The organism is Pantoea sp. PA1 (genome assembly GCF_056856975.1).
In genome coordinates this window covers 111,798-133,038 of the sequence record NZ_JBXGEE010000006.1, presented here as the reverse complement: position 1 = coordinate 133,038, position 21,241 = coordinate 111,798, and the positions used below count along the sequence as shown (strand labels likewise).

General features: G+C 57.8%; 16 protein-coding genes and 1 tRNA gene. 3 read left to right on the top strand and 14 right to left on the bottom strand.

Annotated features, from left to right (window positions below; genetic code table 11):
• Nucleotides 1-2: 2 nt before the first annotated feature.
• The 13 genes from bcsB to AC1V0D_RS19225 form a co-directional block, all read right to left on the bottom strand.
• Nucleotides 3-3,068 carry a cellulose biosynthesis cyclic di-GMP-binding regulatory protein BcsB gene (gene bcsB, locus AC1V0D_RS19285; RefSeq protein WP_482907893.1) on the bottom strand — a complete coding sequence of 1,022 codons (3,066 nt, stop codon included), beginning with the start codon at nucleotides 3,066-3,068 and terminating at the stop codon, nucleotides 3-5.
• Nucleotides 3,065-5,176, bottom strand: a complete 2,112-nt coding sequence (bcsA, locus tag AC1V0D_RS19280; protein ID WP_009088376.1) for a UDP-forming cellulose synthase catalytic subunit — start codon at nucleotides 5,174-5,176, stop codon at nucleotides 3,065-3,067. Before bcsA ends, bcsB begins: the two co-directional genes overlap by 4 nt.
• A gap of 52 nt (nucleotides 5,177-5,228) precedes the next feature.
• Nucleotides 5,229-6,032, bottom strand: a complete 804-nt coding sequence (gene bcsQ / locus AC1V0D_RS19275) for a cellulose biosynthesis protein BcsQ (protein ID WP_009088374.1) — start codon at nucleotides 6,030-6,032, stop codon at nucleotides 5,229-5,231.
• On the bottom strand, nucleotides 6,023-6,637 hold the full coding sequence (gene bcsO, locus AC1V0D_RS19270) for a cellulose biosynthesis protein BcsO (RefSeq protein ID WP_482907892.1): 615 nt from the start codon (nucleotides 6,635-6,637) through the stop codon (nucleotides 6,023-6,025). Before bcsO ends, bcsQ begins: the two co-directional genes overlap by 10 nt.
• 453 nt (nucleotides 6,638-7,090) lie before the next feature.
• The gene (gene dppF, locus AC1V0D_RS19265; RefSeq protein WP_009088370.1) at nucleotides 7,091-8,113 is read right to left on the bottom strand and encodes a dipeptide ABC transporter ATP-binding subunit DppF; all 1,023 of its coding nucleotides are present in this window, start codon (nucleotides 8,111-8,113) and stop codon (nucleotides 7,091-7,093) included.
• Nucleotides 8,103-9,089, bottom strand: a complete 987-nt coding sequence (gene dppD, locus AC1V0D_RS19260) for a dipeptide ABC transporter ATP-binding protein (RefSeq protein WP_009088368.1) — start codon at nucleotides 9,087-9,089, stop codon at nucleotides 8,103-8,105. Before dppD ends, dppF begins: the two co-directional genes overlap by 11 nt.
• 12 nt (nucleotides 9,090-9,101) lie before the next feature.
• Nucleotides 9,102-10,004: a dipeptide ABC transporter permease DppC gene (dppC, locus tag AC1V0D_RS19255; protein ID WP_009088366.1), complete on the bottom strand. Its 903-nt coding sequence runs from the start codon at nucleotides 10,002-10,004 to the stop codon at nucleotides 9,102-9,104.
• A 9-nt stretch (nucleotides 10,005-10,013) separates the two neighbouring features.
• Entirely contained in the window at nucleotides 10,014-11,033 is a 1,020-nt protein-coding gene (dppB, locus tag AC1V0D_RS19250) for a dipeptide ABC transporter permease DppB (RefSeq protein ID WP_009088364.1), read from the bottom strand.
• Nucleotides 11,034-11,204: 171 nt separating this feature from the next.
• Entirely contained in the window at nucleotides 11,205-12,815 is a 1,611-nt protein-coding gene (gene dppA / locus AC1V0D_RS19245; RefSeq protein ID WP_009088361.1) for a dipeptide ABC transporter periplasmic-binding protein DppA, read from the bottom strand.
• Nucleotides 12,816-13,744: 929 nt separating this feature from the next.
• Nucleotides 13,745-13,821 (bottom strand) — tRNA-Pro (locus tag AC1V0D_RS19240).
• Between the two features lie 124 nt (nucleotides 13,822-13,945).
• Nucleotides 13,946-15,637 (bottom strand): kdo(2)-lipid A phosphoethanolamine 7''-transferase, encoded by a 1,692-nt coding sequence (eptB, locus tag AC1V0D_RS19235; protein WP_009088360.1) that lies wholly within the window; start codon nucleotides 15,635-15,637, stop codon nucleotides 13,946-13,948.
• A gap of 304 nt (nucleotides 15,638-15,941) precedes the next feature.
• On the bottom strand, nucleotides 15,942-16,370 hold the full coding sequence (locus tag AC1V0D_RS19230; protein WP_009088357.1) for an organic hydroperoxide resistance protein: 429 nt from the start codon (nucleotides 16,368-16,370) through the stop codon (nucleotides 15,942-15,944).
• A 95-nt stretch (nucleotides 16,371-16,465) separates the two neighbouring features.
• Nucleotides 16,466-16,930, bottom strand: a complete 465-nt coding sequence (locus tag AC1V0D_RS19225) for a MarR family winged helix-turn-helix transcriptional regulator (protein ID WP_046100928.1) — start codon at nucleotides 16,928-16,930, stop codon at nucleotides 16,466-16,468.
• A gap of 61 nt (nucleotides 16,931-16,991) precedes the next feature.
• Between AC1V0D_RS19225 and AC1V0D_RS19220 the strand changes: the two genes are divergently transcribed.
• The gene (locus AC1V0D_RS19220) at nucleotides 16,992-17,588 is read left to right on the top strand and encodes an HD domain-containing protein (RefSeq protein ID WP_009088354.1); all 597 of its coding nucleotides are present in this window, start codon (nucleotides 16,992-16,994) and stop codon (nucleotides 17,586-17,588) included.
• Nucleotides 17,589-17,625: 37 nt separating this feature from the next.
• Here the strand turns inward: AC1V0D_RS19220 and AC1V0D_RS19215 are convergent, their stop codons facing one another.
• Nucleotides 17,626-17,922 carry an HTH-type transcriptional regulator gene (locus AC1V0D_RS19215; RefSeq protein ID WP_009088351.1) on the bottom strand — a complete coding sequence of 99 codons (297 nt, stop codon included), beginning with the start codon at nucleotides 17,920-17,922 and terminating at the stop codon, nucleotides 17,626-17,628.
• A gap of 731 nt (nucleotides 17,923-18,653) precedes the next feature.
• Here AC1V0D_RS19215 and AC1V0D_RS19210 point away from each other — a divergent pair.
• Nucleotides 18,654-20,252, top strand: a complete 1,599-nt coding sequence (locus tag AC1V0D_RS19210) for a gamma-glutamyltransferase family protein (protein WP_482907891.1) — start codon at nucleotides 18,654-18,656, stop codon at nucleotides 20,250-20,252.
• Nucleotides 20,253-20,455: 203 nt separating this feature from the next.
• The gene (locus tag AC1V0D_RS19205; protein WP_009088346.1) at nucleotides 20,456-21,172 is read left to right on the top strand and encodes a DUF3053 domain-containing protein; all 717 of its coding nucleotides are present in this window, start codon (nucleotides 20,456-20,458) and stop codon (nucleotides 21,170-21,172) included.
• Nucleotides 21,173-21,241 lie beyond the last annotated feature (69 nt).

Sequence of the window (21,241 nt, the reverse complement as noted above, 5' to 3'; positions counted from 1 at the left end):
CCTTACTTCCTGCCGGAATCACGGTCCTGCTTTGGATGCAGACGCCGCCAGGCATGGCGCTTCAGCATCACCCAGGCCGCACTGCCCACCAGCGCAGAGACCAGCAGCGCCGCCAGTGCCAGCAGCACCGAGTGCTGGTTGGCGTACCACACCACCATCATGTACCAGGGCATCTCGCCGCTGGGGAACTGTGCGCCGACGCGGAAACTGCGAATGCCGTTTTCATCGGTAATGATCGCGGTATCGCCGCGCACGGCGGCGTTGATCTGCGCCGAACTTAAATCGTTGTGCAGTCGCAGCAGCTGGTCGTCGCTGGTTGCGACCGTCATCACCACCAGTCGATCGGGGTTCCACGGCGAGCGATAGCTGAGGAAGCCGCGCCACGCCTCGTTGGAGGAGAAGTAGCGATCGGCATCCAGCTGCTGCCGACTCCAGTCGCCGGTCAGCCAGCCGCGTAATTGTTCCAGCGTATCCGGCTCTTTCACGCCAAAGGTGTTGCCGCTGGCGTCGTACGGTGACGCCGCCAGCATCGCCTGATTAAAGGCGCTGTTGCCGGTGGTGCTGACCGCCAGCAGATCGCTCTGCTGTAAACGTGCCAGATGGGTGCCACCAGCGGGCAGACCAAACATGACCTGATTCTGCGTCAGCGCCACGCCGGTGGCATTCCCGGCGCGCGCCGCCAGATCCAGCAGCGTCGACAGCTCGGCGTTGCTGGGGGTTTCCGGCAGCAGCAGCGTGGTCTGACCGAAGTCGGCCAGGCGCGAGAACGGGAATGAGGCCCCGACAAAGTAAGAGAGGTTCGGCAGCATACTGAAGTGGCGGGTATGGCTCAGATCGATCCACGAGTCCTCTTCAATCCGGCTCTTGATGTTGTTATTCAGCAGCACGCCGCAGGGCGCGTCGGCGCGCGGTTTAATATTGAAGTAGAGCGCTAGCTGGTTATCGCCGTAGATCAGATAGGGTTCGAGATTAAGCCGATACTGCTCCTGCCGCGCATCCCCGCCTAAACGGTGCCAGGCATTCTCCAGCAGACCAACTTTGTTCACCGTCAGGTTGCGCAGGAAGGTGCCGTTAAGCATGACGTTAAGGAAGGAATTCTCCTCATCAATCCAGGTTTCCGACGGGAAGCGATAGTGCAGATTGACCGGCACCGTGTCGCCATCCCACAGGAAAAGGTCAGGCGCGGCGCGGAAGTTCACGCGCAGGGCGTCGTGCCAGATGCCGCTGCTGGTCAGGCTCTGATATTTGCGCAGCAGTTCGCTCAGGCGCACCGGACGGTCCGTGTTGATCCAGCGCGGGGCATCGTAAGGCTTACGGCTGTCAGGGAGCGGCGAAGAGACCGGCAGCTGGCTCTCATCGGTCGCCAGGGGCTGCGTCAGCCGGTTTGCCGCCTGACGCAGCTGATCCGCGTTGTTGCCACTGACCAGCAGCAGTTTGTAGACCGGATTGATGGGGTTATCCACCAGCTGCAGCATCGGTCCGTTGCTGGCCGGGAAGGTCAGCGTGCCGATGCGCTCTCCGGGATGACCAAACAGGATGCCGTTGTTCTCCGGCAGCTCACCGCGCACCACCGGGAAACGAATCCCGCGATAATCACTCTGGATGCCGAGCCAGGATGCCACCAGCGCCGCCGCACTCACCGCATCGGGAGAGAGGTTGCTGGCGAAGCCGATGGTCACGGTGGCGGCGGTCATCCGCTGAGGATCAAGGAACGGTCGCGGGAAATTGCGCAGGCGGGTGCCGATATTCAGCTGCTGCCCCTCAAGGTGCAGGGAGGTCTGCGGCAGGATGGTGACCTGATACTGCTGTGCGCTCTCTTTCTCACACAGCAACTTGTCCGCATCGTTGATTTTAAAACTCAGGTTGTTTTCAGAGACCACCATCGCCGCCGGGATCTCCAGCTCATAGTCGCTGACATCGCTGTCGGTCGCGCCCAGCGGCAGTGTGCCGAGCGGCTGACCGTTCAGCATCAGCTGCAGCGACGTATTCCGCGCTGCCAGTGCGGCTGAGACGCGCAGCGACAGATTGAGCCGCGCATTGGTAATCACCTCATCGCTGGGCAGGGTAAAGGTAATGCCTGACTGCAACTGGCCGCCGGTCAGCGTGATGCCGCGTGTCTGGCCCATCTGCGCCACGGAGAGGGTGCTGCTGATCGGCTGATTGATCGCCGCCATGACCGGTAACGGCGCGTCTGCCGCCGGTGCTGTCGCCTGGCCTGGCGCATAGGGCAGCGCGCTGGCGGCCGCTTCCAGCGCCGGGTCCGCACTGCTCAGCCCCTGCGGCAACGGCACCGCTGACAGCGCACTGCTGTCCTGCGTGACGGCTCCACTATTCGTCGTCGTCGGGGCCGCAGCGTCGCCCGTCGCGGCAGGATTCTGCTGAGCGGCTGTCGCCTCAGCAGAGGGAACGGCTGCGGCTGGCGTGTCACCGGGTGAGGCGGATGGTGACGCTGCGGAGGGAACCGCTCCGCTGGCGGGGGCCGCACTGTTCACCGGTGCGGCAGAGGGCGCATCGCTGGCGGATGACTGGGCCGCGCCGGTCGCTGGTGCCACAGAGGGCGCGGCTGACGGCGTTTCGCTGGCCGGAACCTGCGCGGAATCGGTTCCCGGCGTGGCAGACGCTGCGCTGTTCCCGGCTGCCGCAGCTGGCGCAGCTGACGGCATCTCGCTGGCCGGAGCCTGCGCGGAATCGGTTCCCGGCGTGGCAGACGCTGCGCTGTTCCCGGCTGCCGCAGCTGGCGCGGCTGACGGCGTCTCGCTGGCCGGAGCCTGCGCCGAATCGGTTCCCGGCGTGGCTGATACTGCGCTGTTCCCGGCTGGCGTGGCTGCCGCAGCTGGCGGCGTCTCGCTGGCCGGAACCTGCGCGGAATCGGTTCCCGGCGCGGCTGACGGCGTACCCTCTGTGACAGACGGTGTGACCGGAGCCGCCCCGGGCGGCGTCGGGGCTGAACTGTTTACCGGGGCCGCGCCGCTATTGTCCACCGCCGCTGGCGTTTCCGCGCCGGCAGGCGTCAGCCACAAGGCCGCCGTCAGTGAACTGGCCAGCAATGTCTGCGTCAGGATCTTCATGCCGCGCCATCCTCTTTCGCCGCCGCGGCAACCGGGTCGACATTTTTACGTTTATCGTGGCGGCCCTTCCAGGTCAGCCAGAACAGCTCAAACACGGTACGGATAATGGTGCCCAGCGAGATCAATGGGTTGTCCTGTTTATACTCCGGCTGAATCCACGCATCGGCACGCGCCAGCACCACGCGCACCAGTTCGCGACGGCGCGCCAGTGGCATCGCTTCAAAGCGCAGACGAATGCTCTCCGCATCGCCGGAAATCTTCGTGACCGGAAGCGTAATCGCCCCTGACTTCAGCAGCAGATCGATCTCTTCGATTTCATCAGACTCGTGACGCCCGTCGGGCGCGTCGAGTTGCGCGCCCCCCATGGAGAGGTTACTGGTCAGTGTGCGCGATGAAATGCCGCTGGCGTAGTGAATAATCGTCGGGATCTGTACCTCAATACGGATGGTTTTACGCACCTGTTTGGTTTCGCGCGCCACGGCAATTGCGGCCATCAGAATGATCAGGCTGAAAATCGCCCAGCCGACGTTCAGGGCAATCACGTAGGGATCGACGCCAAAGTAGTCATGCATCACCGCCCGCACCACGCCAGCCACAATGCCGATGCTCAGCAGCAGCGCCACGATCACGTGCGGACGCACAATATGGAAGTCGAAGAAGCCCTGATCCAGCACGCCGCCTTTATCGGTCACGTTAAATTTGCCATGTTTAGGCGACAGCAGGGTCAGGATGGTCGGGATCACCAGGTGGAAGCACATCACCGTCTCATAAATCTCGCCCCAGAAGGTGTAGCGGAAACGGCCATTCATGCGGGAGTTGACGTAGAGTGACATCACCAGATGCGGCAGCACGTAGGCGAAAATCAGTGACGCCGAGGAGTGAATAATGTTGAGGTTAAACAGCAGGTAAGCCAGCGGCGCGGTCAGGAAGGCGACGCGCGGCAGACCAAACTGAAAATGCAGCATGGCGTTGAGATAGCAGAGACGCTGCTGCCACTTCAGACCCCGGCCAAACAGCGGGTTATCGACGCGGAAAATCTGCGTCATGCCGCGCGCCCAGCGGGTACGCTGAATGATGTGCAGCCCCAGACGTTCTGTGGCCAGACCGGCCGCCAGCGGAATCGACAGAAAGGCCGAACCCCAGCCCAGCCGCTGCATTTTCAGGGCGGTATGCGCATCTTCCGTCACGGTTTCAACGGCAAAGCCGCCAATCTCTTCCAGCGCGGAACGGCGGATCACCGCACAGGAGCCGCAGAAGAAGGTGGCGTTCCAGTTGTCGTTGCCCTGCTGCACCGGGCCATAAAACAGTGACCCTTCGTTTGGCATGCTGCGCGCGGCGCGCAGGTTACGCTCGAAGGGATCGGGTGAGTAGAAGTAGTGCGGTGTCTGAAGCAGCGCCAGTTTTGGGTCGTTCAGAAAGGGGCCAACCGTCGCCTGCAGGAAGGTGCGGGTCGCGACGTGATCGCAGTCGAAAATGCAGATCAGCTCACCTTTGGTGATTTTCATGGCATGGTTAAGGTTACCGGCCTTGGCGTGTCTGTTGTCGTCGCGGGTGATATAGCCCACCCCCACATCGGCCGCGAAGCGGGCAAATTCGCTGCGCTTGCCATCATCCAGCAGGTAGACCCTGAGTTTGTCGCGCGGGTAGTCAATACACTGCGCCGCCAGCACGGTGTCGCGCACCACTTCCAAACTTTCATTGTAGGAGGGGATATAAATATCCACCGTCGGCCACAACCGGGTATCGTCCGGCATCGGAACGATGGTGCGTTTTAAAGGCCAGGTGGTTTGCAGGAAGCCCAGAATTAAAATCAGCCAGACGTAAAGCTCCGCCAGATATAAGCCAATCCCTAAGATAGCCTCGACTTCGGAATTAAAATGCAGCGTCTCTGTCGTCCGCCACCAGATATAACGGCTGGACATTAATGCCGAGAGGATCACCATCACCACGGTAATTTTGCGGCTCTTGCTGAAACCCAATAAAAACATCATGCCGATGCTGATCAGACCAAAAATATACTGTTTCTGGCTGTCCATCGGCGTAGTGATGATCACCGCCGCAACGGGTGCAAGCACCAGCAGCAGCAGGTAAAACCCGATTTTACTCATGATTCACCCTGAGAAGCGCTGTGTAAATCAGCTGTCTGGCGAAACCAGCCGGTTAAAAATGGTGAGTACGGATAGGTGCCTGAACTTCGCCATTGCCCACGGTGATATTGAGAATGCTGCTGACGCGTTTCGCGATCAGTTCAATATCAAATGCCGCGGCGGAAGCGGGGCTGAAATCGTAAACAGACTGCTGAGACGCGTTGGCTTCGCCAACACTTTCATCACGGTGAACCACGCCCAGTAAATTATCCCCCAGCCGCTGCTGCATAAAGGCCGTCACATCGCGATTAATATTGCGGCGGTTATCGCACTGGTTCAGGATAAAATAGTGCCCCTGCTTATTATTAAGCGGTTTACCGATCATCCGGTTCTCTTCTATCTGCGGTAATAATGAGACCGATGCGGTATCCGCTAACATCACCACTAAATGCATATCGGCCAGCGCCGTCATGGCTTTAAGGGCCGGACCGGGACCGGGCGGAAAATCAGCCACAATCACCAGGCCGGGATAATTGAGCACCGTGTCGAGACCGCGCTGAATAAAGTGGGGATCTTTCATCAGGTTCTCTTCGAACCGTTCGCGCTGCGGCTCTGTGACGTCGCCATAAGGCAGAACAAAGATATTGCCGCCGGTGGTGAGAATCGACTGACTCCAGTCCGCCTGCTCTTCTGAACGCGCCACAAATCCGCGGCCGTCGTGGAGCGGCACGCCAAAATGCAGACGTAATGCGTTCTGCACATCAAAATCGATGGCCAGAACTTTGCTACCGGATCGCGCCAGGCTCCAGGCCAGATTCGCCGCCAGCGTGGTTTTGCCCACGCCCCCCTTCGGCGAGCACACACAAACTAACGGCATAGCGCAATCTTCTCCAGTAACGGTTTCAGTAAGGTTTCTTTCGGCAGGCTGACTTCGCGTGAGCGGAACAGCGCGCCAAACCGTCCCGGCTCAGCATGAGGCGCGGACGGTGCCACCGCGGGCTGAAGTTCGGCCACGCTGGCGGGCCGGACCGGCGCGGCGACAGGTTCCGCGACGATGGCTTTTTGTGGCGGCGGGGGTGGTGGAAATAAGGCCGACGGGCCCCGCTCAGCCGCTGGCGTGGCCGCAGGGACGCTGCTGCCTGCCAGGCTATCGAGAATCGAACTGCGGACCGCCGCCGGTTGCGCACTGAGCGCGGCGTAACGGGGCTGTGCCTCTGCCGGCGACGCAGAGAGCGTTGCGGGGCGCGGTGGCTCTGGCGGAGGTGCCGTAAACTCATCACCGCGCAGCGGCTGCGGTTGTGGCAGGTCTATTCGCTGACCGCCACCGAACGGCGTGTGATGCTCCTCCTTCGCCAGCTGACGAAGCAGTGCCCATTTACTCTGTTCCGCCGGTTCCTGCGTCTGGCCAGACATATCTTTAAAGGCGATGTCGAGCGTTTGTGTTTTTTCTTTAAAACGCTGCAAATCATCATAATTCTTCATTTGAGGTGGCCTGCCACAAGGGGGGAATTTTCCTGGAATATACCACATCCTGTTATTCGCAGTCAGGAAAACCTGATTATAAAAAAAGCATATTTAATTAACGTTTTTAATCATACAGATTCGCTAATATCCCGATGACGCCTTCCATAGCCAACCGGCACTTTAAATTAATAAATTAAACTTAAGTTAAACTGGCTATTCCTGTCTGAATAATGTTTCAGCAGAGAGGGCTCAGACATTGCCTGGTACAGCCAGCTGCACTCATATCAGGATGGCACCGCTAAAGGAAGATGCAGCGCTGCTGGCGAATAACAGCGACGGGCTGTGATAAGAGAGGGGGAAAATAAAGCGGGGGGACTGATCGTCAGGCCATGACTCTGCCGGTTCAGGCTGAAGAGGGCTGAGCCCGTGCGATATCAGGAAACGCAGGCCCCCGACGGGGCCTGCCGATCCTTAACTGACCTTTTCTGCCACACCGACCGGCTGATTCTCATCCTGATCCACTGCAAAACAGGCAATCTCCTGTCCGCCGTAGTTTTTCAGCTTCGGTTGCAGCTGCACACAGGTGCCAAAACGACGGTGACAGCGCGCATTAAAGGCGCAGCCCGGCGGCGGATTGAGCGGGCTGGGCAGCTCGCCGGTCAGCTTAATCCGCTCACGCCGATCGTCAGGATTCAGTCGCGGTGTCGCGGAGAGCAGCGCCTGGGTGTAAGGGTGACGCGGATTACTGAAAATCGCCTCTTTGCTGCCCTTCTCAACGCAACGGCCGAGGTACATCACCATCACCTCATCGGCGATGTGCTCCACCACCGACAGATCGTGCGAGATAAAGACGTAGGAGAGCCCCATATCCTGCTGCAGATCCATCATCAGGTTAAGCACCTGGGCGCGCACCGAGACGTCGAGGGCCGAAACCGGCTCATCGGCGATCAGGACGTCCGGATCGAGCATCAGCCCGCGCGCAATCGCAATACGCTGACGCTGTCCGCCAGAGAACATATGCGGATAGCGATCGTAGTGCTCGGTTTTCAGGCCGACTTTCGCCATCATCTCCAGCGTCTTCTCACGGCGTTCCGCTTTAGTCAGCTGGGTATTGATCACCAGCGGCTCTTCCAGAATCTGACTCACCTTTTTACGCGGGTTGAGCGAGCCATAGGGGTTCTGGAATACGATCTGGATTTTCTGACGGCGCAGCTTCTGCGCCTGGGGATCGTGTTTCAGCAGATCCTGACCGTGCCAGTAGAGCTGCCCTTCGGTCGGGGTTTCAATCATCGTCAGCAGACGGCCAAGGGTGGATTTACCACAGCCCGACTCGCCCACGACCGCCAGGGTCTTGCCCCGTTCCAGATTAAAGGAGACGCCATCCAGCGCCTTAACCAGACGCTCCTGACCAAACAGACCCTTCTTCACCGGGTAGTGCTTCTTCAGATCAATCGCCTGCAACAGGAACTGATCTCTGGTTGTTTCATGACTCATACGTTGGTCTCCCGGCATCGTCCAGCGGATAGTGACACTTGGACTGGCGTCCTGGAATGGTGCGCAATTCAGGTTCCACCTGACGACAATGATCGGTCGCATAGGGGCAGCGTGGGTTAAGCAGACAGCCCGTCGGGCGGTCATATTTGCCCGGCACCACGCCAGGCAGCGAGGCCAGACGCGCTTTATCCGCCGCAAACTCCGGCAGCGCGCGCAGCAGCGCCTGCGTGTAAGGATGACGCGGCGCTTTAAAGATATCGCTCGCTTTACCGCTCTCCACCACCTGACCGGCATACATCACGATGATGTGGTGCGCGGCTTCCGCCACTAACGCCAGATCGTGCGTAATCAGGATCAGCGCCATGTTCTCCTGACGCTGTAACTCCAGCAGCAGTTCGATGATCTGTGCCTGAATGGTCACGTCGAGCGCCGTGGTCGGCTCATCCGCAATCAGCAGCTTAGGCCGGCAGGCGATCGCCATCGCGATCATCACACGCTGGCTCATACCGCCCGACAGCTGGTGAGGATAGACATCAAGCCGCGACGCGGGATCGGGAATTCCCACCTGGGTCAGCAGGTCGATTGCCCGCTGACGCCGGGTGCGTTTATTGCCGCCCTGATGCACCTTGATCGCTTCCATAATCTGGAAACCCACGGTGTAGCAGGGGTTAAGGCTGGTCATCGGGTCCTGAAAGATCATCGCCACTTCTGCGCCAACCAGCTGACGGCGCTCTTTTTCGGAGATGCGCTTCAGATCGCGCTGGTTAAACTCCAGCTTTTCCGCCATCACTTTGCCGGGGAAATCGATCAGCCCCATGATCGCCAGTGAACTCACCGACTTACCGGAGCCGGACTCGCCGACAATGCCGACCACCTGGCCCTGCTCAACCTGATAACTGATGCGGTCAACCGCACGAAACGGTGCTTTGTCGTCGCCGAAATGCACCGACAGTTTGTCTACATTTAATAACGCCATCTCGGTGCCTCTTTACTGCTTGAGTTTCGGGTCGAGTGCATCACGCAAACCATCGCCCATCAGGTTAAATGCCAGCACGGTGAGCAGGATGACCAATCCAGGGAAGGTCACCACCCACCAGGCACTTTGCGCATACTGCAGCACGTCGGAGAGCATGGTGCCCCACTCCGGCGTTGGCGGTTGCGCACCCATACCGAGAAAGCCCAACGCCGCCATATCCAGGATGGCGTTGGAGAAGCCTAATGACGCCTGCACGATCAGCGGCGCAAGGCAGTTAGGCAGAATATTGACGAACATCTGACGCAGCATACCGGCACCGGCCACGCCGGAGGCGGTGACATAGTCGCGGTTCACCTCCACCAGCACCGCCGCACGGGTGAGACGGATGTAGTGCGGCAGGGCGACAAAGGTCAGCGCGATAGAGGCGTTGACGATCGAGGGGCCAAAGATGGCGACCAGCACCAGCGCCAGCAGCAGACTGGGCAGCGCCAGCATGATATCAACGACACGCATGATGATGACGTCGACCAGGCCGCCGAGATAACCGGCCAGCAGGCCGAATATCACGCCGAAAATCAGCGACAGCACCACCACCAGGCAGCCCACCAGCAGCGACAGGCGCGCGCCGTACATCAGGCGCGACAGCACATCGCGGCCCACATCATCGGTGCCCAGAATAAAGTTCCAGCTGCCCCCGTCCTGCCAGACCGGCGGATGCAGCAGCGCATCGCGGAACTGCTCAGCCGGCGCATGCGGAGCCAGCACATCGGCAAAAATGGCGCACAGCAGGACAATGATGATGTACACCAGGCCAATTACCGCGCCTTTGTTACGTTTAAAGTAGTGCCAGAATTCCTGAAACGGGGTCATCGGCTTGGGTGCAACGGTAACGCTGCCGGGATCAACAACAGACATGATGCCCCCTTATTTCTTGTGACGTATGCGCGGGTTCACCACGCCATACAGCAGATCAACCAGCAGGTTGACCAGGATAATCAGTACTGCCGTCAGCAGCACACCGCCCTGCACCACCGGATAATCGCGGCGCTGCAACGCTTCAATCAGCCAGCGACCCAGACCCGGCCACGAGAAGATGGTTTCGGTCAGAATCGCCCCGGCCAGCAGCGTGCCGACCTGCAGACCGATGACCGTGACCACCGGCAGCATGGCGTTGCGCAGCGCATGCACCACGATCACCCGCATCCGCGTCAGGCCTTTGGCGCGCGCCGTGCGGATGTAATCTTCACCCAGCACTTCCAGCATCGCCGAGCGCGTCATACGCACAATCACCGCCAGCGGAATGGTGCCCAGCACGATGGCTGGCAAAATCATGTGCATGACCGCGTCATGGAAGTCGCCCGGCTCACCCCAGAAGAAGGTGTCGATCAGCATAAAGCCGGTCAGCGGCATGCTGTCATCCAGGAAGACGGTGTCGCCAACCCGCCCGGAAACCGGCGTCAGGTTGAGCTGCACTGAGACCAGCATGATCAGCATGATGCCCCACCAGAAGATCGGCATGGAGTAGCCGGTCAGTGAGATGCCCACGGCGGTGTGATCGAAAATGGAGCCACGCTTCACGGCGGCCAGGACCCCAACCGGGATGCCCACCGCAACGGCAAATATCATGGCGCAGATGCCGAGTTCCAGCGTCGCTTTGAAGCGCGGAACAAACTCATCCCAGACCGGGATGCGGCTCTTGAGTGAAACGCCCAGGTCGCCATGCAGTACGCCGTTGATGTAGTTCAGGTACTGTTTCCACAGCGGCTGATCCAGACCCAGCAGCGTCATTAACTGTGCATGACGTTCAGGAGAAATCCCGCGTTCGCCCGCCATGATCAGCACCGGATCGCCGGGGATCATGTGAACAAAAGCGAAAGTGAGTAATGTAATACCGATGAACGTTGGGATGACAAGGCCCAGACGTCGGAGTATGAACTGCAGCATAATCCGGGTTCTCTCTTCTCCGCGCGACCGTCGCCGCGAGGGTTGTTATTGCTTACATCTGACGATCGGGTAGGTCCGACCGCGACGCAGTCAGACTGCGCCTCTACCGTTTCCAGTAAAACAGGGAGAAAAAGCCGGGGCGACGCAGGGCCGCCCCGGAAAAGGCGACAATTATTCCTGAATGTCTACCTGAGCAAAGTAGTGTCCGCCCAGCGGATCGACTTTGTACCCGGTGACTTTCTTGCTGACCGGTTCGTATACCGTAGAGTGCGCGATCATCAGCGCCGGTGCCTGGTCATGCATCACAACCTGTGCCTGTTTGTAGTACTCGATACGCTTCGCCTGGTCGGCGGTGGCACGCGCAGGCTGGATCTGATCCTCAAAGGATTTATCACACCAGCGCGAGTAGTTAGAGCCATCTTTCGCGGCTGAACAGCTGAACAGGGTCGCCAGGAAGTTGTCCGGATCTCCGTTGTCACCGGTCCAGCCCATCATGACGGTCTGATGTTCACCCGCTTTGGCGCGTTTCAGGTATTCGCCCCACTCGTAGGTAACGATTTTGGCTTTCACGCCAATCTTCGCCCAGTCGCTCTGGATCATTTCCGCCATGCGGCGTGCGTTCGGGTTGTAAGGACGCTGAACCGGCATCGCCCAGAGGTCGATGGAGAAGCCGTCGGCCATGCCCGCTTCTTTCAGCAACGCTTTGGCTTTCTCAGGATCGTAGGCGTAGTCTTTGACCGCGTCGTTGTAGCCCCACATCGTTGGCGGGATCAGGTTTTTAGCCGGCTGGCCTGCACCCTGATAAACCGCGTCGATAATGGCCTTTTTGTTGACGGCCATGGTCAGTGCCTGACGCACTTTGAGGTTATCCAGCGGTTTTTTCTCAACGTTGTAAGAGAGATAGCCGACGTTCAGGCCAGCCTGCTCATACAGGTTGATGTTTTTGTCCTGCTTCATGCGTGCGATGTCAGCCGGGTTCGGATAAGGCATGACCTGGCACTCACCCTTCTGCAGTTTGGCGTAGCGCACTGACGCATCCGGGGTGATGGAGAAGACTAAGCGGTCGATTTTTGGCTTTTCGCCCCAGTAGTTCGGGTTCGCTTTGTAGAGGATGCGCGAATCTTTCTGGTATTGCAGCAGCTGGAACGGACCGGTTCCGACCGGGTTCAGGTCGACGTTTTGCGGCGTGCCGGCTTTCAGCATGTTGTCCGCATACTCTTTGGACAGGATAGAGGCGAAGTCCATGCCGAGGTCGGCGAGGAACGGCGCTTCAGGGCGGGTCAGCACGAAGCGTACGGTGTTGTCGTCCACCTTCTCGATTTTGCTGATCAGCTTCGGCATATCCATGCCTTCGAAATATTCATAGCTGCCGCCGGAGACGCCGTGATAGGCGTTGTTTTTATCCAGCTGGCGCTCAAAGGTGAACACCACATCATCCGCGTTGAAGTCACGCGTAGGTTTGAAATCTTTGGTCGTCTGCCACTTCACACCCTTACGCAGGTGGAAGGTGTAGGTTTTGCCATCGTCGCTGACGTCCCACTTCTCTGCCAGCGCAGGATGCAGTTCGGTCGTGCCGACAGTGAACTCAACCAGTCGGTTGTAGATCTGACGTGAGCTGGCATCGTAGGTGGTGCCCGAAGTGAATAACTGCGGGTTAAAGCCTTCCGGAGAACCTTCAGAACAGTAGACCAGGGTTTTTGCCTGAACACCGGCGGCGACAGTCATAGCAATCAGGCTCAGACCGACCTTCAGCATCCCGGATTTAGCCAGGGAGTTGATCATGCTTTTGCTCCATTGTGATGTGATGTTGTGTGTATTGCCTGACCTCTGGTTTTTTTATGCGGTTCAGGCGTACCACCGAACAGGTGGTTAAATCACGCTACGTTTTTTTGTTTTTCCGAAGCGGGTTGGGCATTCAGAAAATTCCGTAACTGCGGCTTATTGACGCATCAATTTGTCAACAGTTGCAAAGAACGTCAATACAAGGGTTACTTATTTACACAGAGTGTGAGGAATAGCATGCAACGGTAATAAATACCGTTTCCGCACAAAAGCCATACAATGCACAGTGCTGCAGCCCCGATATCCGTGCATTGTGCTGGATGCCAGCTTTATCGCTAGTGATTCTCACCGCTAAAAAACTTAAAACTTTTACCGGCAAATGTTGAATAACTGAACGATTCACCGTGCGTTATGACGTTCATCCAGCGGAATATGCTGGTTTTGATGTATAAGAAATCAGCATGTTGCTGCTTTCGGTCATAAGAAGAACGTGTCGCGAATTATGGTGGCATCTCTGATGTGGCAAGGCCTGCGAGCAGGAAAATGGCGATAATAACGGCTGGCAAGCATCTGGCGCGGCGAATGCCTTTTTCTGGAACTTTCTGGAAGAGGACAGATAAAACGTGAAGCTGTGAAGGACAGGGTGAGCCGATTCGCTGTGAGAGCGCATCTATGATCGTATCTGCTTAGCGGGGAGATCGAGCCTGCTCAGGTAACCCGGTCAGATCGGAAAGTCGCTTAAACCATCCCTGGACGCTCGGCCCACGCCATCCATGGCGTGGGACGCTTTCCTCTTCTGACCGGGTTACCTGCGCATTGAGTTAATCTGCGGCTGCTGAAAACACGTATTCTGAAGCCCGCTCAAAAATCACTCTTTGCCTTTCAACAGACGAAAAAAAACCTGTCTTTTCAGACAGGTTTCTTAAAGATGGTCGGCGAGAGAGGATTCGAACCTCCGACCCACTGGTCCCAAACCAGTTGCGCTACCAAGCTGCGCTACTCGCCGATGGGGGCGCATGTTACTGCTACCCCGGATTAGCGTCAACCGCTTTTTAAGCTTTTGCCGCCGATCGCCTGGAAAGCATGCGGTTACCGGAAATCAGCCGCCTGCCCTCCCCTTTCGTACACCATTACAGCGATTTAGCCTGACTTTTCGCCGGTGCCTGGCACCAGTTATTGGCCGGGTTAATGCCGCCATCTGGCGAGGTATACCCCAGACAACCCAGGATGGTATCGAACAGCTCAACGTGACGATGGGTTCGCCCCACACGCTGCTGCGCCTGCAGACGCTCAAAATTACTGCGGTTCTGGCTGTCTTCCAGATACTTATCGGACGCCCAGACCATCATCGGCACGCGGAACTGCTCAGGCGGCGCCATCTCACGCGGCGTGCCGTGCAGATGCATATTCTCGCTGATCGACTCCCCGTGGTCGGCGGCATAGAAGACGATCGCCTTCTTATCACGCAGCTGATCCAGCACGCTGTCCAGCATGCTATCCACATAAAGCACCGAGTTATCGTAAGCGTTGATCAACTGCGCTTTGCTGCAGGTCTCATCCACCCCCATACACTCCGGCTGATACTTCGCGAAGCTGCGAGGGTAACGCTGTGAATAGAGATAATGCGACCCTTTGGTATGCAGGATCACCAGATGCTTGCCCTTCGGGAAACGATCCAGCGACGCCTTCATCTCAGGCACCAGCAGCATATCATCCACGGCTTTGCCCTGATTGCGCTTCTCAGAACCGATCTGCTCACGGAAGGCAAAGTTATTGGCATTAACGTTGTCGTAGAACCAGACTTCGCTTTGCATCGCAAACAGCTCAGAGGTGAAGCCCAGCTCTTTCATCACCGCAAACACATTCTGCTCTTTCAGCGTACGGCCCGGATTATTCATCGTGCCGCCTTCGCGCACGAACATGCAGCGCAGCGACAGCTTGGTCGCGGTATCACAGGATTCACCCCGGAACGCGACCAGATTTTTCTCTTTCGACAGTTTAGGCGTGGTGTCACGCTCATAACCCAGCATACCCATGTGATCCCAGCGCGTGGTCTCACCAATCACAAACACCACATAGGTATCATCCAGCCCGGCAGGCGCGACGTAGGTAAACTTCTTCGCCGGATCCAGCAGCTCCTCGCTTTGCAGCGACTCATCCATGCGGGTCCAGGCAAACAGTCCGACCGCTGCCAGCCAGTTGGAAGGAAGATAGGAGTGCGCGACCACGCCGCCGTAGCTCGGCAGATCGATGTTCGTGATCTCTTCATTATGCTTCTGCAGCTTGTCGAAATAACGGATTGGCAGCCAGACCAGCGCCACGCAGAGCAGCATAATCAGGGTCGGTTTCAGCCGCTGTCCCGGCGTACGCAGCTGCTCGTTCAGCGTCATGCTCAGCCGGTTGCGCCAGATCATCAGCAACGGTAACGCACTGACCAGCACCATCCACAGAACGAAGTGGTAGCCGATCACCTCTTTAGAGAGATCGGTGTCGGTGGTCATCACCGACGCCACAATGCCGTAGCCAATCACCACGTTGAAAAACGCCATGTAATAGGCGGCGGCAACAGAAATCAGCACAATCAGCGTGGCGAGCACGCGATAAAACCACTTGCCTCCCAGCGACAGCAGGCGCATCAGGAAGAATGTCAGCAGCACGATCGCCACAACCTCAGTGACCGCCGTCAGCCAGTTCGTGACTGTAGATTGCTTCAGAAAACCGTCAAAACGACGATAGAAAATCGGTAAATTCAGCAAGATACCGAGATAGAGCGCCAGCAATAGCGATAACTTTTGCTGCGTTAGCGTTTTAATGTAATTCATGAAAAAGGGGGTTTCTCCGGTGTGAAGCGCCTGACAAATCTTTAATGTGACTGCCGAAACGCGGCAGAGTTCGCTGAATAAGCGGGCCGGACAAGATGAAGGAAAATTCTGAACGGGTTTATGGGCTATAACGCGAGGTGGCCCAGTAAAACATGGCTGCGTTTGATAGACCAGAAAATAATCTTTGTCGACCTGATTAGCACATTTTTTGTACAAGACAGATCGTGGCGGGCAAACAGAGGGTGGCAGAGCGGAATCGGGGATAAAAAAAGAGGGGCCTGAGAGAGTCAGGCCCGCTGCTCGCTTAGCGAATAATATTCAGCGTCACGTCAATGTTGTTGCGGGTCGCGTTTGAGTAAGGACAAACGATATGCGCCGCATCAACCAGCTTCTGCGCTTCTGCTTCATCCATGCCTGGCAGATGGATGTTCAGGGTCGCTTCGATACCAAAGCCGTTGGGAATAGGACCGATACCAACTTCACCTTCGATCCAGGCATCTTTTGGCATGGCGATCTTGTCACGGCCCGCCACAAACTTCATCGCACCGATGAAGCAGGCAGAGTAGCCCGCAGCAAACAGCTGCTCAGGGTTAGTCGCTTCGCCGCCTGCACCGCCCATCTCTTTCGGGACACCCAGTTTCACGTCCAGTACACCGTCAGAAGAGGTTGCACGACCATCACGACCACCGGTTGCTTTGGCTTTGGCGCGGTAAACCACTTGTTCTAAAGACATGACATTTCTCCGTTACGCTATTTAATCGCCCGCTACTTATCTGTGCGGTATCAGGCGATGAGGTTTAACGGGTGCCACGCACCCGTCAGCAATTTTTATCGGGACTGGTTCAGGTTATCCCGCAGCCCATCCAGCTCTGTTTTCAGCGCCAGCAGGGTCTCATCGTCACAGGCTGTGGCGCATTTCACCGCTTCAGGAATAGAGGCGGCTTTAATGCGCAGCGCCTCGCCCGCTTCGGTGAGCGTCACAGCAACCTGACGCTCGTCCTGACGGGTACGCTGCCGGTTAATCAGACCTGCGCTCTCCAGTCGTTTCAGCAGGGGCGTCAGGGTGGCGGAGTCTAAAAAGAGCTGCTCGCCGATCTCTGAGACGGTGACATCATCTTTCTGCCATAGCACCAGCATCACCAGATACTGTGGATAGGTGATGTCGAGCTGGCTCAGCAACTGGCGATAGACTTTATTCATCGCCAGGTTGGCAGAGTAAAGCGCAAAGCAGAGCTGCTGATCGACCAACAGTGGCATCGGTTTCACTTTTTTGTCATCTTGATCACTGTTCATGGTGTTTAATATAGGTAGCGCACTAGATAATTGCAAGCAAACTTTTATCAGGGGAACAGGCATGCAGAATTCACTGGAAGAACAGGCGCGTCGTTTCGCCACCGAGGCGCATGCCCGGGCCGGTCAGCGCCGCAAATATACCGACGAGCCTTACATCGTTCATCCGGCGGCGGTCGTGGAGCTGGTCCGCAGCGTCAGCCATGATGATGCCCTGCTGGCAGCCGCCTGGCTGCACGACACCGTGGAAGATACACCGACCACGCCGGGCGATATAGAAGCCCACTTCGGCGCGCGCGTGGCCAGCCTGGTAGAAATGCTGACCGACAGCGCGCCTGCCACGGCCAGAAATCGGGCAGCCCGTAAACTGGCGCACTTTCGCCATACTGCCAGCGCCAGTCCTGAGGCGCAAACCATAAAACTGGCCGATATCATCGACAATACCCGCGCGATTGTGCGCTTCGATCCTGACTTTGCCCGCGTCTATCTGGTGGAAAAGCAGATACAGATTACGCTGCTGAAACAGGGCGATGCACAGTTATGGCAGCAGGCTTCCACCATTATAGAGAGTGGGATCGCACAGCTGCGCGAATCACCCTACAACGTTCCGGAAAGCTGGTTCGTGAAGCAGGCGGCCAAATACAGCGAATTACGCGCATAAAAAACCCGCCAGCGGCGGGTTCTTTTCTGAAGCAAACTTAGTCGAGCAACTGCCGTCCCAGATAGGGATTGGCATGTAATAACTTCATCAGTTTCTGTGCCGTCGCAGAAGGACGGGTGCGCCGGGCTTCCCAGCTTTTCACGGAAGAAACGCTCACGCCCATCACTTTAGCAAACTCATCAACCTGCATACCGGTCATTTCGCGCAGGCGCTGTGGCTCTGGCTGAGCGGGTTGCTGACGCTGAATCAGTAAGTCGGCGGCGCGATCATCACGTGTCAAAACAATCTGCTCAAGGCTGCTGAGCAATTCAAACATCGGGTCTTTTAATTCCATAGAGAACTCCTTAAAACTCGCTATGAAGCACGTGAAAGTAGAGAGGTAAGAGCCTCAACCTGGGGCTCTGAAACCGGGCCTGTTACAGGCTGGATCCCGCAAGGGTTTGTTTTTGTTGTTTTTGAAACCACTACGGGACGCAGCCTGCTGTGCACTGCTTTAAAAGGTGTCAGTTCAATGCAACAAATGCCGGGAGACTAAGTATGGATAGAGACCTGACTATTTGCCGCGCAATTTCTCATTATTTTTTTCACTATCTTTTGCCGGAGTTGTTCCGACGCCTCTAACACGCTGAGGCAGCTGGTTTTTGTGCCCTCATAGCGGACAAAAAAATCAAATGCTGTTTGCTATTTATGCGGGTGCCGTCATGCTTTTTGCAGGCATCTTCTCAATTTTGTGAGGCGGTCTGCCTCTTCAGATAGTGAGTGCAAAATATACGCCAATGGTTTACTTCCTGAACACTTATATTCACTGCCTTTATGAAATTAAGAATAGTCCTGGCAACCCCCTGTGCGCGGCCGCGCGGCGGCTCACAGCAGGTTGTGGATGAATCACCTATTCTGCACGGCCAGACATCACCGGATAAAACAGCAGACTCCCTGATGAAACGGTCTCTGCCTTCTGCCGGTGCAGCGCTCCGTCAATGCTGATGCGCCTGCGCGAAAGAAGTGCAGACGCTATGGCACGCCGATGACGGCCAGACCGGGAGCTGAACTCTCTAAGGAAAAGCGATGCGTGAAACAGATTTCAATGTCGGCTATCCCTCTTATCGCGTACCGATGATGGGACGTAACGCCGTCGCCACCTCCCAGCCGCTGGCGGCGCAGGCCGGTCTTCGTATGCTGCAACAGGGAGGTAACGCTGTGGATGCGGCGGTCGCCACGGCCATGGCCTTAACCGTGCTGGAGCCGACCGGAAACGGCATCGGCAGCGATGCCTTTGCCATTGTCTGGGACGGCCACACGCTGCACGGGCTGAACGCGTCCGGTCGCGCCCCCGCCGCCTGGCATCCTGAACGCTTTGCCGCTTCAGACACCATGCCTGAAACCGGCTGGGAGTCCGTCACCGTGCCGGGGGCTGTCTCGGCCTGGGTCACCCTGGCTGAGCGCTTCGGCACACTGCCGCTGACCACCCTGGCACAGCCAGCGATCGGTTATGCGCGCGACGGTTTTCCGGTTTCACCGCTGATTGCTCAGCTCTGGCAGCGCGGCTATGACAAGCTGCGGGATCAGCCTGGCTTCAGCCGCTGCTTTGCGCCGCAGGGCCGCCCACCGCGCGCGGGTGACATTTTCCGCAACCCGGCACAGGCCAGCACCCTGCAGGCGATCGCTGAGAGCCGGGGAGAGAGTTTTTATCGCGGCGAACTGGCGCAGAAGATGGCAGACTTTGCCCGCGAGCATGGCGCAGCCCTGACGCTGGAGGATTTGAAAAATCACCGCGCCGACTGGGTCACCCTGCTCTCCCATCCGTTTGCCGGCGGATCGGTTCAGGAGTTACCGCCTAACGGTCAGGGCATCGCCACCCTGATTGCGCTCGGCATCCTGGAGGAGTGGGAGATTCATCGCTACGCGCCCGATTCTCCCCAGTGGTTGCATCTGTCGATTGAGGCGATGAAGCTGGCGCTGGTCGATCTGGAGCGCTATGTCACCGATGAAGATCATCTCGAATTTCCGGCTGACCGCCTGCTGAGCAGCGACTACCTCCGCCAGCGCGCCGCGCTGATTGACCCCGGCCAGGCGGGCGATTTTCGCTTTGGGTCGCCACAGCAAAGCGGCACCGTTTATGTGGCCACCGGCGATGCCAGCGGCATGATGGTTTCATTTATTCAGTCTAACTACATGGGATTTGGCTCCGGGGTGGTGGTGCCTGACACGGGCATCAGCCTGCAGAACCGGGGTGCCGGTTTTTCACTCGACCCCTCTCATCCCAACCTTGTGGCGGGGGGTAAGCGCCCCTTCCATACCATCATTCCGGCCTTTGCGCGGGATGAGCAGGGCCAGCCACTGATGGCGTTTGGCGTAATGGGCGGCCCGATGCAGGCGCAGGGGCATGTCCAGCTGGCGCTGCGCATCATGCTTCACCGGCAAAATCCTCAGGCGGCGATTGATGCGCCGCGCTGGCGGGTGGTGCAGGGACGCGAGGTGGTGTTTGAGTCAACGATCGATCGCAATACCCTGAGCACCCTGCGACGCATGGGACACAACGTGGTGCTGGAAGATCCGCTGAGCAATTACAATTTTGGCGGTGCGCAGGCAATCGTGCGCGATCCTCAGGGCTTCTACATTGCGGCCAGCGAGAGCCGCAAAGATGGTCAGGCGGTGGTGTTCTGAAGTGAGGTTCAGCCTCCTCAGCATCACTGAGGGCGTGCTGCCTGGCACGCCCTGACGCCCCGGCGCGGAGGTGCGACGGCGCGGGTTGCAGAAAGTCTCTGTTTCACGTGTGGTTTCACATTGTGCCGTGACCAGGGATTGTTCTATTCTTTAGGCCATTCTTACCTGGATATCAGACAGTATCACCGACAGGAGTTGAACCCATGGCTTCAGGACTTACCCGCATCCTGGCACGCAGCGGCATGATGATCGCTGGCGTGCTGATCGTGCTGCAACTCACCGCGTGCGGTGATAAAGAAGGCGAGCAGCGCAAAGCATTTATCGATTTCCTCCAGAATACCGTTATGCGCAGCGGCGAGCATCTGCCCAGCCTGAGCGAAAATCAGAAGCAGAGTTTTGGCAACTTCGCCAGCGACTACGCCATCCTGTATGGCTTCTCGCAGCAGGCGAATAAAGCCGTTGAGCAGGGGATGCGCCCGGTGGTCGATGAGCTGTCTGCCATTCGCGTGCCGCAGGATTACCTCAGCCGTCGTGACTCACTCCGCCAGGCCACCAGCGCCCTGGTGATCGTCACGCAGCAGATTGAGAGCGCCAAAATGCAGGCGGACAGCAGCAAAGCGACCCTGAAGCAGCAGGATGATCTGAAAAAAGTCTACGACAGCGCCTACAACAAAGTGGTGACGGTACCTGCCAATCAGCTGATCCCGCTGTTGCCTCAGCTCCAGGCGCTGAGTCAGGGCGCGGTGCAGGCCGGCGACTTCCTGCAATCGCAGGGAACCCGCGTCAGCTTCAATGATGGCGGTGTGCAGTTCCCGACCCAGGAGCAGGCTTCGCAATACAATGCGCTGATGAGCACCGTGTCAGCCAATGCGCAGGCTCTGCCTCAGGCTCAGGCCGCCGTTCAGGCGGGTCTGCAGTAACGCTTTTTACGGGCAGGCACCGATCGCCTGCCCCTCTCCCTGCCACTTTTTTTCCCCGCCTCTTCTGCC

Excerpts from the sequence above, each read along its gene's own strand:
- bcsB (WP_482907893.1), bottom strand. The coding sequence starts at position 3,068 with ATGAAGATCCTGACGCAGACATTGCTGGCCAGTTCACTGACGGCGGCC.
- bcsA (WP_009088376.1), bottom strand. The coding sequence starts at position 5,176 with ATGAGTAAAATCGGGTTTTACCTGCTGCTGCTGGTGCTTGCACCCGTT.
- bcsQ (WP_009088374.1), bottom strand. The coding sequence starts at position 6,032 with ATGCCGTTAGTTTGTGTGTGCTCGCCGAAGGGGGGCGTGGGCAAAACC.
- bcsO (WP_482907892.1), bottom strand. The coding sequence starts at position 6,637 with ATGAAGAATTATGATGATTTGCAGCGTTTTAAAGAAAAAACACAAACG.
- dppF (WP_009088370.1), bottom strand. The coding sequence starts at position 8,113 with ATGAGTCATGAAACAACCAGAGATCAGTTCCTGTTGCAGGCGATTGAT.
- dppD (WP_009088368.1), bottom strand. The coding sequence starts at position 9,089 with ATGGCGTTATTAAATGTAGACAAACTGTCGGTGCATTTCGGCGACGAC.
- dppC (WP_009088366.1), bottom strand. The coding sequence starts at position 10,004 with ATGTCTGTTGTTGATCCCGGCAGCGTTACCGTTGCACCCAAGCCGATG.
- dppB (WP_009088364.1), bottom strand. The coding sequence starts at position 11,033 with ATGCTGCAGTTCATACTCCGACGTCTGGGCCTTGTCATCCCAACGTTC.
- dppA (WP_009088361.1), bottom strand. The coding sequence starts at position 12,815 with ATGATCAACTCCCTGGCTAAATCCGGGATGCTGAAGGTCGGTCTGAGC.
- eptB (WP_009088360.1), bottom strand. The coding sequence starts at position 15,637 with ATGAATTACATTAAAACGCTAACGCAGCAAAAGTTATCGCTATTGCTG.
- AC1V0D_RS19230 (WP_009088357.1), bottom strand. The coding sequence starts at position 16,370 with ATGTCTTTAGAACAAGTGGTTTACCGCGCCAAAGCCAAAGCAACCGGT.
- AC1V0D_RS19225 (WP_046100928.1), bottom strand. The coding sequence starts at position 16,930 with ATGAACAGTGATCAAGATGACAAAAAAGTGAAACCGATGCCACTGTTG.
- AC1V0D_RS19220 (WP_009088354.1), top strand. The coding sequence starts at position 16,992 with ATGCAGAATTCACTGGAAGAACAGGCGCGTCGTTTCGCCACCGAGGCG.
- AC1V0D_RS19215 (WP_009088351.1), bottom strand. The coding sequence starts at position 17,922 with ATGGAATTAAAAGACCCGATGTTTGAATTGCTCAGCAGCCTTGAGCAG.
- AC1V0D_RS19210 (WP_482907891.1), top strand. The coding sequence starts at position 18,654 with ATGCGTGAAACAGATTTCAATGTCGGCTATCCCTCTTATCGCGTACCG.
- AC1V0D_RS19205 (WP_009088346.1), top strand. The coding sequence starts at position 20,456 with ATGGCTTCAGGACTTACCCGCATCCTGGCACGCAGCGGCATGATGATC.